This is a genomic window from Acinetobacter sp. NCu2D-2 (assembly GCF_001647675.1).
Lineage (GTDB): Bacteria > Pseudomonadota > Gammaproteobacteria > Pseudomonadales > Moraxellaceae > Acinetobacter.
Genome location: NZ_CP015595.1, coordinates 185,366 through 201,527, shown reverse-complemented (window position 1 = coordinate 201,527; position 16,162 = coordinate 185,366). Strand labels below are relative to the sequence as shown.

Annotated in this window: 14 protein-coding genes; 8 read left to right on the top strand and 6 right to left on the bottom strand. The window is 35.9% G+C overall.

The window, feature by feature from the left end; genetic code table 11:
• The first annotated feature begins 39 nt into the window (after positions 1 to 39).
• The 6 genes from A3K93_RS14090 to A3K93_RS14065 all read left to right on the top strand — a co-directional run bounded on the left by A3K93_RS14090 (position 40) and on the right by A3K93_RS14065 (position 7,859).
• Entirely contained in the window at positions 40 to 3,615 is a 3,576-nt protein-coding gene (locus A3K93_RS14090; protein WP_067731967.1) for an ATP-binding protein, read from the top strand.
• An 88-nt stretch (positions 3,616 to 3,703) separates the two neighbouring features.
• Positions 3,704 to 3,979 carry a type II toxin-antitoxin system Phd/YefM family antitoxin gene (locus A3K93_RS14085; RefSeq protein WP_067731965.1) on the top strand — a complete coding sequence of 92 codons (276 nt, stop codon included), beginning with the start codon at positions 3,704 to 3,706 and terminating at the stop codon, positions 3,977 to 3,979.
• Positions 3,942 to 4,208, top strand: a complete 267-nt coding sequence (locus A3K93_RS14080) for a type II toxin-antitoxin system RelE family toxin (RefSeq protein ID WP_067731963.1) — start codon at positions 3,942 to 3,944, stop codon at positions 4,206 to 4,208. The genes A3K93_RS14085 and A3K93_RS14080 overlap by 38 nt, the downstream gene beginning before the upstream one ends.
• Positions 4,209 to 4,579: 371 nt before the next feature.
• A complete protein-coding gene (locus A3K93_RS14075) occupies positions 4,580 to 5,020 on the top strand; it encodes a CopG family ribbon-helix-helix protein (RefSeq protein ID WP_067731961.1) in 441 nt (146 codons plus the stop codon).
• 11 nt (positions 5,021 to 5,031) lie between these two features.
• Positions 5,032 to 6,840 carry an allophanate hydrolase gene (gene atzF, locus A3K93_RS14070; RefSeq protein ID WP_067731959.1) on the top strand — a complete coding sequence of 603 codons (1,809 nt, stop codon included), beginning with the start codon at positions 5,032 to 5,034 and terminating at the stop codon, positions 6,838 to 6,840.
• On the top strand, positions 6,837 to 7,859 hold the full coding sequence (locus tag A3K93_RS14065) for an ABC transporter substrate-binding protein (RefSeq protein ID WP_067731957.1): 1,023 nt from the start codon (positions 6,837 to 6,839) through the stop codon (positions 7,857 to 7,859). Before atzF ends, A3K93_RS14065 begins: the two co-directional genes overlap by 4 nt.
• A gap of 45 nt (positions 7,860 to 7,904) precedes the next feature.
• On the opposite strand, the gene A3K93_RS14060 is transcribed toward A3K93_RS14065, so the two are convergent.
• The 6 genes from A3K93_RS14060 to tnpA form a co-directional block, all read right to left on the bottom strand.
• A complete protein-coding gene (locus tag A3K93_RS14060; RefSeq protein WP_067731955.1) occupies positions 7,905 to 8,234 on the bottom strand; it encodes a DMT family transporter in 330 nt (109 codons plus the stop codon).
• An 8-nt stretch (positions 8,235 to 8,242) separates the two neighbouring features.
• Positions 8,243 to 9,124 (bottom strand): hypothetical protein, encoded by an 882-nt coding sequence (locus A3K93_RS14055; RefSeq protein WP_067731953.1) that lies wholly within the window; start codon positions 9,122 to 9,124, stop codon positions 8,243 to 8,245.
• Complete coding sequence (locus tag A3K93_RS14050; protein WP_067731950.1) at positions 9,121 to 10,131, bottom strand: isopenicillin N synthase family dioxygenase; 1,011 nt, start codon at positions 10,129 to 10,131, stop codon at positions 9,121 to 9,123. The genes A3K93_RS14055 and A3K93_RS14050 overlap by 4 nt, the downstream gene beginning before the upstream one ends.
• Before the next feature lie 78 nt (positions 10,132 to 10,209).
• Entirely contained in the window at positions 10,210 to 11,091 is an 882-nt protein-coding gene (locus tag A3K93_RS14045) for an ABC transporter ATP-binding protein (protein WP_067731948.1), read from the bottom strand.
• Positions 11,091 to 12,035: an ABC transporter permease gene (locus A3K93_RS14040; RefSeq protein ID WP_067731946.1), complete on the bottom strand. Its 945-nt coding sequence runs from the start codon at positions 12,033 to 12,035 to the stop codon at positions 11,091 to 11,093. Before A3K93_RS14040 ends, A3K93_RS14045 begins: the two co-directional genes overlap by 1 nt.
• Positions 12,036 to 12,660: 625 nt before the next feature.
• Complete coding sequence (gene tnpA, locus A3K93_RS14035) at positions 12,661 to 13,059, bottom strand: IS200/IS605 family transposase (protein WP_067727883.1); 399 nt, start codon at positions 13,057 to 13,059, stop codon at positions 12,661 to 12,663.
• A gap of 58 nt (positions 13,060 to 13,117) precedes the next feature.
• Between tnpA and A3K93_RS14030 the strand changes: the two genes are divergently transcribed.
• On the top strand, positions 13,118 to 14,422 hold the full coding sequence (locus tag A3K93_RS14030; RefSeq protein ID WP_067731944.1) for an RNA-guided endonuclease InsQ/TnpB family protein: 1,305 nt from the start codon (positions 13,118 to 13,120) through the stop codon (positions 14,420 to 14,422).
• An 819-nt stretch (positions 14,423 to 15,241) separates the two neighbouring features.
• Entirely contained in the window at positions 15,242 to 15,931 is a 690-nt protein-coding gene (locus A3K93_RS14025) for a GntR family transcriptional regulator (protein ID WP_067731942.1), read from the top strand.
• The last annotated feature ends 231 nt before the right edge of the window (positions 15,932 to 16,162 follow it).

The window sequence follows — 16,162 nt, the reverse complement described above, 5'->3', positions numbered from 1 at the left end:
ATACTAATGAAAAATATATGAATTATTCAAATCTAGACTATGAATGAAACCAATAGTGCTCTAGCAAATATTACTGATGCAGGATTATTCGAAAGATTAGCATCTGATGTGCTTAGATTTGCTGAACCTGAGATTTATAAGAGTATTTCTCATCAGGGTATGAATCCGCAAGGTAAAACAATTAAAGCACCATTGGATAATGTAGGTTGGTGTTATGTCAACGGCGAAGCAAAGGTTGTTGCAGTAGCACATACAACAACATCACGTAATGATTTAGAAACCAAATGGTTGAGAGATTTAGACACAGTTACACCGAGAAAAAAAGGTAGTAAACCCACAGGAAGTGATGGTGACTTAGTAAAAGCAATTAAAGAGTTAGTTAAAATTAGGCAAGGAAATCCTGATTTAAAAGCAAGGTTAGCCTTGATGTGTAATAGTGTTGAGCCTCAAGAAATACGTATAAAAGCACATCAGCTTGCTTCACAACATGATATTGAATTAGAAATATGGTCAAACTCTAGAATTTCTTCATTTTTAGATATTGATCCGAATGGTCAAACAATTCGTCATAAATATTTTGGTGTTTTGCCTACTGTTCTATCTCATGAAGAACTCTTAAGAATAGGCACTTTAAGTACTGTACATCTTAATTTTAAACAAGACTTATTCGTTGAACGTGATGACATAAAATTTCAAAATTTGAATTTAGTAATTGGAACCTCTGGTTCAGGTAAAACTACTATTTGTACGAACTTTATTCTAAAAAAGTTAGATAAAGGGCATTCGATTTTAGTATTGAGGGAAGAAAACATACAAAATTCTTTAAACTTAGATGAAGCTATTGAAAAAGAGCTACAAAGATATTCAGGTCGCTTAATTAAAGGATGTGGTAGAAAGGCTTTAGATTTATGTTCTGTGGAAAACCCTTTAATCATTTTAATTGAGGATATTAACAATATAAATAATACCGAACAACTAATTGAAAAAATTAGCTCATGGGCAAGCAATGAAAAAAGAATAAATATCTTGTGTCCTGTTTGGTATCAAAAACTAAGCATACTTTCACTCAAGCTCAAAGAAGAATTATCTAAAAACGGATTTTCATATATTTATTTAGATAATTACACAGATGAGCAAGCATTAGAGGCATTACAAAAAAGATGTAAATCAGAAAACCTAAATATTGATGAGTTGACATTAAAAAGTATTGCAAGGAACGTTGGCAATGATCCCTTGCTTTTGGCTTTAGTTGATTTTAAGGAAACTAAAAAAAATGATAAAATTATTGAAAAATTTATTTCAACAACACTAGAAAATATTGCATATGCAAAAGAAAAATTTTGTAATGATCTTGAAATAACTCTTTCAAAAAGTATTTCATATTTGGTTTTAAATAAGATTGATAAAATCAATATAATTCAATTATCTGGATTTTTAGATCGTGAGGAAAGGTCAGATCTACGGAATATACTCGATGATGGACAAATTATAAGACTTGATGAACAAAATATTATTATCTTTCGTCATGACAAGATTAAATTTCTGCTCATGGCTCAAGCTATACAGGATTTTTTAGAAAAAGATGAATATTTAGAATTTTTGACTGATCCCTATTTCTCAGAAGCATTGGGACTATCCTGTTATTTATCCTTATTAAACATTGAAAGACTTGAATTACTTACTCAGCATAATTTTTTAATAGGAATATATGCTTACTATTATGCTATCAAAGACAATTCTAAATATATTGATACTTGCATAAAAGTTATTTCAAATTGGTTAAATAATCAAGAAAATCATAAGCTATCGAAGAGTACATTACGTTATAAATCACTTACGGTTCTAAATGAATTGGTACACCCCTCAATTCTAGAATTGCTTAAACTTTATCCTAAAAAAGATCGTCATGATTTGTATTATGAATGTGGCTTTAAAAATGGAAATTTAAGTGATGGTATTCATTGGATAAGATTGTTCCCTTTTGAAATAAACTATCCGCAGATTCATTTGGTTATAAATTTCATAGTAAAAAAATATAAAAATGGCTTAAAAAATAAGTTATTTGAAATTCTTAAAGATCAAAATACTAAAGTTTCAACTCTTCATTCGCTATTTATAATCATAGGATACATTGGAGATGTAGAGTATTTAGATTCGGTAACGATTGCTATAGACAACATTAAAGATGAAGAAAAAGATTACCTTCTTATATTTTGGGTGCTATCAAGAATCTGTGATGAAAAATCAGTATATTTACTAGATTCAGTTTTAAACTATTGGAATAACTTATCAGAAGAGCAAGATCAGTATCAGAGATCACCTAAAAATTCATTCACAATGTACTCTTTGGACTTTAAATTTAAAAATTATTTACCAACAGAGTCTACTATCCATTATTTACTAAATTGGGCTCAGACGAGTGGTTTAAAAAATTATATTTTGTATTTATTGAGATTAGTTGATCATCCTGATGTATTAGAAGCCCAAGTTAAAAAATTAGCAGATTGGGATAGAAGAGGATTTCATACATGGGGACAGATAGCTGACGATGTGAGTCGTGCTTTTAAAGAAGGTCAATTATTATCTAAGCCTTCAAAGGATAGACTTAAAGAAATATTTATAAATAATCAAAATGATTCTTGTGCTCGTAAACATGCTTTAGCTATATGGATTAGCAGTCCTAGTGAGGGGGATCTACCTACACTTCAAACCATTTTAAGTAAAGATGAAATATATGATAGAGTTTTAATGGCAAAAGCAACATATAGGGATTTGAGTATAGTCGATCAGTTAATAGATAAAATTAAAAATAATGATTCCACATATTGGTGGCAAGCAACTCGCTATATGTGGCATGACAAATTTGAACAAATCTTTGAAGATCATATGTTGACCATCAATGATGATAATTATTGGATGCTATTTGAAATATTCGAAAAATTCTCTATAGAGAAAGCAGAAACTTTATTAGAAAAACATTGGGATAAGCTCAATCAATATAATATTTTTATTCAGCTAGCACTTTTAGTTGGTACTGATAAATTATGTTCGTTAGTGCATAACTCAATCCAAGAGAGAAATTTACAAGAAGTTTTTAAATACTTTAATCATCATTGGGGCTTTAAAACTGAAGGTCGTAAAGGAATCTATCGTGATCAACAAATTCTAGCAATAAAGCCATATATTCAATATTTTGATGATCTAGCTAAAATGAATTTGTACCAAATTTGTATTAAAAATGGGTGGAAAAATTTTGCACAAGAAATTATAGAACCTCTAATTGCTGATGATAGCCAATATTCCTTAAAAATAAGTACTAAAAGGCTTAGTGAAGAACTTCAAGAAGGCAAAATTATTTGGTCAGATAGATGGCTTCATGATTGTGTTGATCAAGGATGGAGTATTGTTGAAGCATTTGAAGTCTTAATATCTTGGCTTGATACCAATTATTGTGATTTAGCGGTAGATATTGTTGTATCTAATCTTGAGTACACAGGTTTGAGACAACATTTTTTAAGATTGAATGACTTATGTGAAATAAAAGGTGTAAATCAACATATACAAGAAATATTAGAGAGAACCTATTGGGCAATTTATTTAAGAACGATTGAATGAGTTTAAAGACCAAATAACAGGTCTTTTAAATGATCTTTAAATTGGTTATCATTTGACTATTGTTTGCATATCTAGGAAATCGACCAATATGAACAATATTATTCATTCACGTTTTGTCGCAAGTGTTTCAGAGCTTAAGAAGAACCCAATGGAAGTCGTAAACAATGGCTTTGGTGAAGCAGTAGCAATCCTCAACCGTAACAATCCAGCATTCTATTGTGTTCCTGCGGACATGTATGAACGCTTGATGGATTTAATTGAAGACAAAGAACTGCTTAAACTTGCTGAAGAAGCACAAACAGAAGAAACCGTAAAGGTAAGCCTAAATGACCTACGAGCTCGAGTTCACAAAAACCGCGCTTAAAAAGTTCGATAAACTCAATCCGCAAATTGCGGAACAGTTTATTCGCAAGCTCGAGACAGTTTTAGGCAATCCCAAAATCCCGAAAAACAAACTGAGTGGCTCAGTCGATTTATACAAAGTGAAATTGAGATCGGCAGGCTATCGTTTGGTTTACCAAGTCATTGATTCAAAAATTGTCGTTCTTGTACTTGACGTGGATCGTAGAGATACGATTTATAAAAAGATGTAAAAAGACCGCTAGATGCGGTCTTTTTTATGATCTAAATAATCCCCCAGCATCTATAACCAACTTAGTGCAAAAAAAATACGTTCAGCACCATTTCAGTAAATCGTATTGAATTGCTACATCCCCAAAATAGCGATTAAAACTTAAATTTTAATGAAAATATTTATATAACAGTCGTTTACCTGTTTTGGCACGCTTTCTGCATTTTAGTAATACGAAATATTTTATTTGTAATACTAAAGACAGGAGATGCACATGGATTTATCAAAAGCAAAAAAAACCAAGCATCCATGGCTACGTGTGTTAGCCGAAATTTTTACAGCACGCGCTGGATTTCATCTTCAACAACTTCAAAAAATTAAGGAATAAGCCCCGTGCCGAAAGCTAAATTGGCACGAATCAGTGTCACTGTTCCAGAAAAAACCTTAAATGCGCTCGATGAAAAAATTGTGAATCAGCATTACGAAAGTCGCTCACAAGCGATTGTAGACATGATTAATCAACATCTTATCGCAGATCATGCTGAGCATAATGAGGTCATGGTCGGGACATTTACATTATTGTACGACGTAAGTTCAAAAACCTGCCGGAGCCAATTGTTTGAACTTCAACAGCAATATCTTACCCAAGTCATCAGCTCACATCATATCCAACTCGATGACCAAAAAGTTTTGGAAGTCATGCTTTTACAAGGCAAGAGTAGTGATCTTGTCAAAATTAGCCAGAAATTTATTGCCTTAAAAGGGGTGATTAAAGGGCATCTTGAAATGATGGATGCCGTCATGCCTCCCATTCCTCAAAATGAAACAGAATAAGGAGTTTCGCCATGAATTCATTATGGACAATTCAAGATTGGCAAACCGCCTACGCAGAACAGCGTATTCAACTGAATGACTTATATACATATGTAGCGCAAATCACCAATGAGGGCCATGCTTGGATCTCAATTGCTACGGCAGCACAGCTCAAAGCTCAAATCGATCAATTAGTATTGCAAGCCAAAGCGGATTTACCTCTATACGGTATTCCTTTTGCAGTGAAGGACAATATAGATGTTGCCGGTTTTGAAACCACAGCAGCCTGTAAAGAAGCGAGCTATATCGCCGAGAATGATGCGACTGTAGTTGCGAAATTAAAAGCAGCAGGTGCAATTGTGATCGGTAAAACGAACCTCGATCAATTTGCAACAGGTTTAGTCGGTGTACGTTCACCATTCGGAGCAGTTAAAAACAGTTTTAATCCTGAATATATCAGCGGTGGTTCAAGCTCAGGCTCAAGTGTAGCGGTGGCAAATGGACAGGTACCTTTCAGTTTAGGTACGGACACTGCTGGCTCTGGTCGTGTCCCTGCAGGACATAATAATATTGTTGGTCTAAAGCCAACCAAGGGATGGTTTTCGAGTACGGGTCTCGTGCCAGCGTGTCGTACGATTGATGTAATCTCAATTTTTGCACATACCGTAGACGATGCATGGACGGTTGCACAAGTGATGCAAGGGTATGATGAAACAGATGAATTTTCTCGTCGGCACCCAGCCAATGTGCCAAGCCAATTTTCAAAAGGCAAAATTGCAATTCCTGCACAGCTTGAATTCTATTGCGATAGAGAATCTGCAAAAGCCTTTGATCACGCCATTGAACGTGTGAAATCATTAGGATATTGCGTAGAAGAGATTGATTTTGATGTCTTTAATCAGTTGGCCTCAGCACTTTATAACAAAGCTTGGGTTTCTGAGCGTACCAGTGCAGTGGCAAAACATGTCACAAGAGAACAAGCACATCCTGTTATTGCACAAATTATTGCACAAGCCGATCAATTCACTGCAGTGGATATGATCGAAGCTGAATATGAACGTGCTCAATTGGCTCGAAAAATTAATATCGCATTAGAACCATTTGATGCTTTGATGGTACCGACAGCACCGACGATTTATAAAATTGATGAGGTTGAAGCTGACCCAATTGTGAAAAATAGCCATATGGGGGCATATACCAACTTTGTGAATTTTGCTGATTTGTCGGCATTAGCACTACCTAATACAATTCGTGCAGATGGTTTACCGACTGGTGTGACCTTTATTGCACAGGCATGGATGGATCAGGCATTAGCCAACTTCGGACAAATTTGGCAACAGGCAACGGGTTTAACTCTAGGCACATCTCAACAACGTTATCAGAAAAATATCAAAATTGATTCTGCACACACGGTTCAGTTGGCTGTGGTCGGTGCACATTTATCGGGTATGCCGCTGAATTTTCAGCTCACCACGCGTGGTGGTACATTGCTGAAAAAAACAAAAACAGCCCCGAATTACCATCTATATGCACTGAAAAATACCACCCCAGCAAAACCAGCTTTGAGTTATGGGGCAACAGGTCATTCTATTGAAGTTGAAATCTGGGAAATTCCATTTGCACGATTTGGCGAAATTGTGGCGGAAGTCCCTGCACCTTTAGGGATTGGAAATCTAAAACTGATAGATGGGCAGTGGGTTAAAGGGTTTATTTGTGAACACTATGCATTAGGTGATGCAACTGATGTCAGTCATTTTGGTGGCTGGCGTGACTATATTTACTCAAAAAATTTATCCAACACAAAATTTAGATGCGAATGCATAGGGGAAGTTGCGCAATGATCAAAAAATTAACTTTAGCTGTTGCAGTGAGTGGCAGTTTATTTATGGTTGGCTGTGATAATACAGCTAAAATTCCTGAACCATCTGCAAATGCGAAAAGTACTCAAGCTGCCAATGTCATTACCATTGGTTATAGTGACTGGCCAGGTTTTGTTGCTTGGCAAGTGGCTATTGATAAAGGTTGGTTAAAGGAAGCAGGCGTCAATGCTGAGTTTAAATGGTTTGATTATTCAGCTTCACTTTCAGCTTTTGCAGCAAATCAGCTTGATGCAGTTTTAGTAACCAATGGTGATAACCTCGTGACCGGATCAGGCGGTACCAAAGGGGTTATGATCATGGCAACAGATTACTCAGCGGGAAATGATGTCATTATTGCGAAAAATGGAATTGAGCGTATTGAGGATCTTAAAGGCAAAACCATTGCCACTGAAAAAGGCCTAGTCGATCATCTTTTACTTTCTACTGCATTGGATGATGCCAAAATTAGTTTGAACGATGTAAAACTTGTAAATACGATGACCAATGAGTTACCACAAGTGTTCGCTACAGCAGATATCGATGCGATTGCAGTATGGCAACCTGTGGCCAACCAAGCATTGTCATCAGTTGCTGGATCTAAAATTATCTTCACCTCGAAGGATAAACCAGGTCTGATTTATGACACATTAACCGTAAACCCATCGCATCTTCAGGCGAATAAAGAGCAATGGAAAAAGATTATTCAAGTCTGGGATAAAACAGTTAAATATATTAATGATCCTGCAACTCGTGAAGAAGCCGCGAGTATTATGTCAAAGCGGGTCGGTGTAGATGCGAAGAAATATATGCAGTTTATTGATGGCACACATTTGCTTGATATAGATGCAAACAAAAAAGTCTTTAATAAAGGAACAGGGTTCGATTCGATTTATGGATCAAGCTACCACGTTAACAAATTCAATGTGAGCAATGGTATTTATGCACAAGAAGTCGATATAGACAGCGTGATCGATGCATCTGTGTTGCAAGAATTACCTTAATCATCGACAACAAAAATCCCCGCAAGCGGGGATTTTTTAGTTCGCTCAAAGTTGCGTACTTTTCGAAAAAACATTTATGACCACAATACCTATGATCATGAAAGATAAACCAATCAGTGCAGCCAGATCGAGTTGTTGTTTATAAACGATCAGTCCAACCGCAGAAATCAGAATGATACCTGCTCCAGACCAAATAGCATAAGCAATGCCCATCGGTATCGTTTTTAATGTTAAAGATAAAAAAAACAGGGCAATTGCATAACCGATAATGGTGATCACCGATGGCCACAGCATACTGAATCCTTCAGATGCTTTTAGTGCAGAAGTCGCTATAACCTCTGCAACAATCGCAATGGCGAGGTAGATAAAAGACATATTGCTCCTTATAAAACCATTTCGGCATGATGCATCAAATGATCTTGTTCTTGTTTGAGCCAATCTTGTGCAGCAGGAAGTGTAACCGTGCTTGTAGAGAATTGATAACTTGGCTCAAAAACATCGACTTCAAAAATCAACTTTAGCTGTTTGTCATCTTGCTGTATATCTTGAGCTAAAGATCCATCTTCTAAAATAGTAAAGCCGTCAAAGTTGAATGCAGTTTGATAGCACTTTTCAGAGGTGGTGAATTGTTTCGTCTGACCATTGGTTGAGATAGAAACTTCAAAACTCTCAATAGCACTAAGAGCCTGATCTTCACATGAATGGAAATCAAGAGATGCCACCTTCTGTTGGATTTCTGGTATACGACTTAAAGCGAACGCGATATAACTTCCACAAATAATCAAGCCACCATCCATCGTGAGATGTTCACCTGTACTTTGATCAATACATTCTTTTAACCTTAATCCAAGGAATAATCCATCAGTGGCTTGTTGTCTCCAATCTTCTACATACACATTGCTGGGAGAAAATTCTAGGATACTGTTTCCAATGACATGTAATTTTGCAGGTTCAGGCCATTGCACATGGTTTTGATAATTAGCATAGGGCTTTACCTCCCAAGATAATAATTGTGATGATTTGTCCCAGAGTGTGTCGCCAATCCAACCTTGTCGTTCGGTAATAGCAGTATCAGTGACAGTTTTTAGACGCAAATCAATCGTAAATGATTTGGATTGGAACCAATAAACAATGGTTTTTTCATCTGTAAGCCCGTTATGAAAACTAATACTTTTACGCCGGAAGGCTCCATATAAATAGTGGGGCACTCTACTATCTTGGCTGCTCTTATGAGGAATGTGTTTTAAGGTATCAAATAAATTCATTGCACTGTTTCCTCACTTTTTTCAGAAAGGCCGAAAGAGGAGAGGGGGACAGCATTTTTCAAAACCAATTCACCTGAAGCAATACGTTTTTTTAAATACTGGAACGTCTGAGCAGTTTGGTTAAATAAGTGTTCGCCACCAATCAATGCAGCATATTGGGGTGTTTCATCTTTCACAATTGGCTCAATCACAGTGTCATAATTACAGGCACAAAAAAGTGGGAAAGAATATCGCTCTTCGGCAACTTTCTTGACCCGATGTTTAGTAGCTAAATATTTGCCATTAGAGAGAATTTCCATCATGTCGCCAATATTCATGACCAGTGTATTTTCAATTAATGGAATATCAATCCACTGTCCTTTTTTATTGAGAACTTGTAGTCCTGGTGCAGTAGGCAATAATAAAGTGAAACACTCATAGTCTGTATGTGCACCGATGCCTTCAGCATCTTGAATCTCAGGATTAAAAGGATAATGAATTAGTCGGAGCTGACTAGGTGCATGAGTAATTTTATCGGCAAAATAATCTTCTTTAACATTTAATGCCAGTGCGAAGGTAGAAAAAATATCGCGACTGATTTGCCGTAAATGCTCATAATATTGACTCACCACCGTCTTAAATTCAGGGAAGTCAGGCCATTGTGTTCGACCCAATAACGGATAATCGCTAATTGCACCTTGATAATCATAATTCACATCGTAAGCTTCTTTTAGATCATAGCTTTGACTGGCAAATTGTTCCTCACCAATCGGAACATAACCACTATGATTTTGAGATAGCCCAATATAGTGTTTCATTTTATCGCTTAAATTTTGATTGAAATATGCTTTGGTGATGTCAATCAACTTCTTAGCATATTCAAAATTGAATTGCGAACCTGTTAAATATAAAAATCCAACCTCCTGACAAGCACGATCAAGTGCAGCCGCAACCTCTAATCGATCAGTGAGTAATGGACTTTGTAGCTTGGAAATATCGACCAGTGGGAGTACATATTGGTCTGTCATAATTGTCACCTTAACTGTTGGTCGTCCAACACAGCGATATAAACCTTTAGGTCGTCCTAAAGGTCTAGGAATAGGAGATTATTTTTGATGACTAACTTTGGTCATACGTGGAATTTCAGGTAAATCGGCCAATGCTGGATCGAGTTCATCTTCTTCTGCGTGAACCAGTTGATCGACACGTTGGCGAAGTTTTTTAAATTCTGGTGTGAGCATTACATCAGGATCTCGTGGGCGTGGTAGATCAACTTCAATAATTTCTTTAATTTCACCAGGATTAGCTTTAAGTGCAACAATGCGATCCGCAAGTAAAATCGCTTCATCCATATCATGCGTGACAAAAATAATTGTGATATCAATGTTTTGCCATAAATCCATTAAATGACGCTGCATCTTTTGCCGAGTATGCGGGTCCAGTGCACCAAAAGGTTCATCCATGAGTAAAATTTTAGGTTCATTGACCAATGCACGTGCAATTGCAACACGTTGCTTCATGCCCCCAGACAGTTCATGCGGATATTGATTTTCGTATTTTTCTAATCCAATGATATTAATCCATTCGCGTGCTTGAGTTTCAGCAGTCGCATTACTTTGACCCTTCATTTTTGGACCGAACATGACATTTTCTTTGACGGTTTTCCATGGAAAAAGAGTATAGCCCTGAAATACCATTCCACGTTCCGGGCTTGGACCAGTAATGGCTTCTCCATCGACTAGGATTTCACCCGAAGTATAAGGATCAAGGCCGGCAACAACACGACTGAATGTTGATTTACCACAGCCTGAAGGTCCAATCACACAGATAAATTCTCGTTTATGAATTTTTAGATCTAGCGCATTGAGAATCGTTCTTTCATTACGACCATGTTTAAAACTTTGTGTGAGTTTTTTCGCTTCAAGAATAACAGGGCGACTATAAATTTTGTCGAAGTATTCGCGAGCGTTAAATTCTACTGTGCTCATTAATTTGCTCCTGCTTTCCATTTAAAGAGATGTTGGCCTAATTTCATTAAAATGACGTCACAGAGCAAACCAATGACACCAATAATTAAAATCGCTGCAAATACATTATCGAAGTTTTGATAACGTGCCTGTTGTGTAATAAACCAAGTAATACCCGAGGTACTCCCGATCAATTCAGCAACGATCAAATACGTCCATGCCCAGCCTAATAAGACTCGTAAATTACGGTAAATTTCGGGTAAGGCAGCAGGAATAACCACGTTAAATAGGCTTTTAATTTTATTTGTGCCTAAAGTGAAACCTGCTTCAATTAAACTGCGATCGACCAATCGTGTGGTATTGGCAATGATTAAAATTTGTTGAAATAAAGTGCCGATGACAATGATAGCGACTTTAGGTGCATCGTTAATCCCGAGAATGGCGACCGCAAGTGCACCAAAAGCAGGCGCTGGTAAATAACGGAAGAACTCAACAAAAGGCTCGGTCAGCTGAGAGATACGATTAGAAAATCCGCATAGAATACCTAAAGGTAATCCAATTAAAGACGAAATGAAGAATGCAGTAAAAACGAGTTGAATACTATGCCATAAACTTTGGTGAAACCAGGGCGCATTGGCTTGCATAGGCGGTGTAGTAAACGCGGTCACCAGTGCTTTTGCAACTTCATGCGGTGCAGGTAAATAAATAGGATTGACGAGTTTACCTTCAGGTGGAGCTACCCCTGTATCTACTGCATTTTGCGCAGCCTCATAGTAAGTATGCTTATCTATACGACTACCTTCTTGAAGATAGGTCACACTCCCTGCATGAGTAATCTGTACTTGTGGATGCCATACAAATGGTAAATAGCTAACAGCACACCAAATTAAAATTGGAATCAGAAATGAACCCAATCCGAACAGTAGTTTATTTCGAGGTGTCAGTTCACGTGCGACATATCCCATACCTACATTGCCCCAATATTACATAATTTTCAAAACGTAATACTGTTAAGCAAAATAGATGCCAAAAGCATACAGAATCGCCTTAAGCTAATTTTCAATCAATAAAGTGAATAGCTTTGACTCATCATAACAATTAAATCAGGAAAATTTCTGATCTATAAGAGGATGCATAAAAAATAGAAAAATAACGCTTCTATACAGAGTTTCTACAAAGTCGAACAACCTCTTTGAATTAGAGGTGTACCTTAGTTAATGACTGATTTTTTGAAGGCATCTTATTTTTAGAAAATGAGTCACAATCTTTACCATTTATAAAAATGACTTCGAGACAGCCTAAGGTGCCTGTCTACACAAATAACTGTAAATAGGAAAGAATATGAAAAAGCCAGTATCAAATAGCCAACTTGCAGGTCAGATCGCACGGATTTAAACAATCAGAATGTTAAAAATAATCAGTTAGATGATTACCGGACGGATGCAACCGAGCAAGCCCTTACGACCAATCAGGGTGTCAAAATTTCCGATAACCAAAATAGTTTAAAGTCGGGCGTACGTGGTTCAACTCTATCTTAAAGTGAAAGAGGATTCCACCCGACAGTCAGGGTGGAGGTGAATTTCAAGGATTTTAACCTTGTTGGTTTTCAATGTATTTTTTAATAATATCCAAAGGTGCGCCACCACAAGACCCTGCAAAATATGAGCGTGACCACAAAACAGGTTTTGCATAACTACCACGTAAATCCAAAAACTCATTTCTCATTCTTCTGCTTGTTACTGATTTTAAGTTATTTACCAATTTACTGAGTTGAACTGTCGGTGGGTACTGAATAAGCATGTGAACATGGTCAGCTTCACCATTACACTCCTTTAATTCCGCATCAAACTCTTTGCAGATTTCAGATGCACACTCAATAAAATACTTATGATGCAACTCACCTAGAATTTTCTTTCTGTACTTAGTAATAAACACTAAATGTACATGCAAATTAAAGGCTGAATGTCGGTTTTTATATATTTCTGTCATTGGTGAATGGCTTAATTAGTGGTAGTATTTATACATATGAACACATACACACTCATTTATGAAAATCAACAAAGCGTACAAATTTAGGCTTGAGCCTAATGCAGAACAGGAGCTTGTTTTAAACAAGTTGCTTGGTTCTGCACGTTTTGTTTGGAATCAGATATTGGCTGCATCATTCGAGATGCTTGCTAATAATGAGCGAATTAACAAAGTTAATTTAGTTAATAAAATCCCTGAATTACGCAAAAAGCCTGAGTGTGCTTTTTTAGAAAACAGTTCAAATGGTGTCTCACTTCAACAAAAAGTTCGTGATCTTGGTGATGCTTGGGGTAAATTCTTCGATAAAAAAGAACAAGCCAAGCTAAAGCAAAAACCATTCAAAGCTAAGAAGCCAAAATTTTTTAAATTACCCGATGGTAATGAAATTCAACTTAGACCACTCATGCCACGATTCAAGAAAAAATCAGATGGTTATGATTCAATTCGTATTGTTCAATTTAATAGGTATTGTTGGGTTAAAGGCAACCAAGTTAAATTGCCTAGTGATATTGGCGTTGTAAAATTTAGAAAATCACAAGATATTTTAGGCGAGATTAAGAACGTCACAATCTCAAAGCATGTTGGCAAGTGGTATATCTCTTTTGGTGTTGAAAACACAATTGAAACACCAATTCACCCATCTAAATCAGCTATTGGTGTTGATCTTGGCATCAAGAAATTGGTCACAACCTCTAATGGTCAGGTATTCAACCCGATCAATAGTTTTAAAGCCAATCAAGTGAAATTAGCTAGACTTCAACGCAAGTTGAAAAAGAAAATCAAGTTCAGTGAAAATTGGAAAAAACTTAATTTAAAAGTTAACAAACTACATCATCATATTGCCAATATTCGGCATGACTACTTGCACAAAGTCACTACAACTCTCAGCAAAAACCACGCAATGATCGTAGTTGAGGACTTAAAAGTAGCTAATATGTCGAAGTCTGCAAAAGGCTCAATTGAGAAAAAAGGAAAGAATGTTAAAGCCAAATCAGGCTTAAACAAATCAATCCTAGATCAAGGGTGGTCAATGCTTGTTGATATGTTGGAGTATAAGCAACAATGGCGAGGTGGCTTACTTGTTAAAGTTGACCCTAAATATACAAGTCAGACTTGTAGTTCATGTGGTCATGTTGCAAAAGAAAATAGGCTCACTCAGGCAAACTTTAACTGTATTGAGTGTGGTTTTAGCGAGAATGCGGATATAAATGCTTCTCGCAATATTTTGGCGGTGGGACACACCGTTTTGTCTGTGGAGGGTGGATGCGGTAAAGGTCGCCTTGTGAAGCAGAAAGCAAGCGAAATCCGTGAGGGAGTCGCCTAAGAGCTTTTGCTTTTAGAATCCTCCACTTGAGCTAGTCGAAAGTGGTGGGAGTGTGTCAATCCAGCCTAATTTTAAAATTGAAAAACGCGCTCATATGAGCGCGTTTTTTTATGATTATGAATGATCTTAAAACATTATTTACGCATAGATAGCCTAAGAAATAATCTACTTTAGATCAACAATGACGCATATTAAATCAAATAACAAATGAACAATTGAGTATGTGTATGCGAAAAATGATTTCACATATAAGCTTTATTCAATCATCTAGAAAATAATTAGATAAGATCAAAAAATAATGATGTAGTGCATGAATGGATCAAAGCATTACTTAGAGTAGATAGAGCCAGACTGCTTATAAATATGAAATAAAAAGGCCCAACATCCTGTTGAGCCTTTCTACAAATCTATTTTGATCTAACATCATGTCGGATCGTACATTCCTTGTTTTACATCTTTATTTTTTTACTTTAGAGCATCCTGCTCTGTATGAATCTATCTTATGAAAACTACAGAAATAAAAATAGGTGCAAATGACTGTAATTGATGTACGCAGTAGCTTACAAGAATGTGAAATTATCCACAGTAAATGTGGATAAATTTTATAGTTTAATTATTGATTCTTTTGAATAAAATTAAATATAGATTATTTTTTAATCAAAGTAGAGGGTCACCTTTAATCATTTTATGTCTATATTTGACGTAGGTGTGATCATGGTGAGTGGATTAAATCGGATAAAGCCGAGTATATTTTTATTTGCCTTGTAGTCTTAATTTAGTAGTATCTATAGCATTGAACTAAAAGGACTGGGTATTCGAATGAAGTATATGGAAATCAGAGATTTGATTGATGCTGAGTTGAAAAAATACAGCCCCAATCAAATGATTCCATCAGAACGTTATTTGGCCCTAAAATTTAATTGTTCGCGTGAAACTGTACGAAAAGCTTACGACCAACTGAGAGCAGATGACAAAATTTACAAAGTTCAAAATGTCGGTTGGTTCGTGAGCAATAAAAAAATTCAATATTATCCAACTTCTATAGATAACTTTAATGGATATATGAAAACCCAAGGTTTTCATGCAAAAACTGAAATGATCTCTACTCGACAGGTGGAGAGCTTTGATGGTTATGAAATTTTTAGTGAAGAAAGTCGTGAACTAGGATTCTTAGAAATTATTCGTCTACGATATGCAGATGAGGTTCCCGTACTACTTGAATATAACTATTTACCCATAAAGTTATTTCCAGATTTACTAGAATATGATGTGATTACTTCAGTACAAGAAGTGGTTAAAAATAGTTTCCATTATGATTACACCAGCAGTAGTTTAAAAATAAAAAATACGGGTGTGAGTAAATTTGATGGCCAACTATTAGGTATTCCCTCTAGTCAAACCGCGACTTATATTGAAAGAATTTCACGATCTGATGACTTAGTCATTGAATATGATATAGAAATTTGGCCGCAGGATAAGATTGAAATGACTGTGGATGTGTTTGCATAAGCACTTTAAAATTCAATCATTTTTTAAAAGTCTAAAACTGCATTGCAGGTTTAGACTTTTTTTATTGCATTTATTTTAAATTAATTGTTCAAAAATTATTATAAAAAGGATAGACTAGGTTAAAATTTAAAGTGGTATGTACCACTTATATTTTTAGTTTAATAATTTTGGCTAAAAATAATTTTTTAATTTTAAAGTGAAACCTCTATAGACCGAGCTTACTCAAAGTGT

Excerpts from the sequence above, each read along its gene's own strand:
- A3K93_RS14090 (WP_067731967.1), top strand. The coding sequence starts at position 40 with ATGAATGAAACCAATAGTGCTCTAGCAAATATTACTGATGCAGGATTA.
- A3K93_RS14085 (WP_067731965.1), top strand. The coding sequence starts at position 3,704 with ATGAACAATATTATTCATTCACGTTTTGTCGCAAGTGTTTCAGAGCTT.
- A3K93_RS14080 (WP_067731963.1), top strand. The coding sequence starts at position 3,942 with ATGACCTACGAGCTCGAGTTCACAAAAACCGCGCTTAAAAAGTTCGAT.
- atzF (WP_067731959.1), top strand. The coding sequence starts at position 5,032 with ATGAATTCATTATGGACAATTCAAGATTGGCAAACCGCCTACGCAGAA.
- A3K93_RS14065 (WP_067731957.1), top strand. The coding sequence starts at position 6,837 with ATGATCAAAAAATTAACTTTAGCTGTTGCAGTGAGTGGCAGTTTATTT.
- A3K93_RS14060 (WP_067731955.1), bottom strand. The coding sequence starts at position 8,234 with ATGTCTTTTATCTACCTCGCCATTGCGATTGTTGCAGAGGTTATAGCG.
- A3K93_RS14055 (WP_067731953.1), bottom strand. The coding sequence starts at position 9,124 with ATGAATTTATTTGATACCTTAAAACACATTCCTCATAAGAGCAGCCAA.
- A3K93_RS14050 (WP_067731950.1), bottom strand. The coding sequence starts at position 10,131 with ATGACAGACCAATATGTACTCCCACTGGTCGATATTTCCAAGCTACAA.
- A3K93_RS14045 (WP_067731948.1), bottom strand. The coding sequence starts at position 11,091 with ATGAGCACAGTAGAATTTAACGCTCGCGAATACTTCGACAAAATTTAT.
- A3K93_RS14040 (WP_067731946.1), bottom strand. The coding sequence starts at position 12,035 with ATGGGATATGTCGCACGTGAACTGACACCTCGAAATAAACTACTGTTC.
- tnpA (WP_067727883.1), bottom strand. The coding sequence starts at position 13,059 with ATGACAGAAATATATAAAAACCGACATTCAGCCTTTAATTTGCATGTA.
- A3K93_RS14030 (WP_067731944.1), top strand. The coding sequence starts at position 13,118 with ATGAAAATCAACAAAGCGTACAAATTTAGGCTTGAGCCTAATGCAGAA.
- A3K93_RS14025 (WP_067731942.1), top strand. The coding sequence starts at position 15,242 with ATGAAGTATATGGAAATCAGAGATTTGATTGATGCTGAGTTGAAAAAA.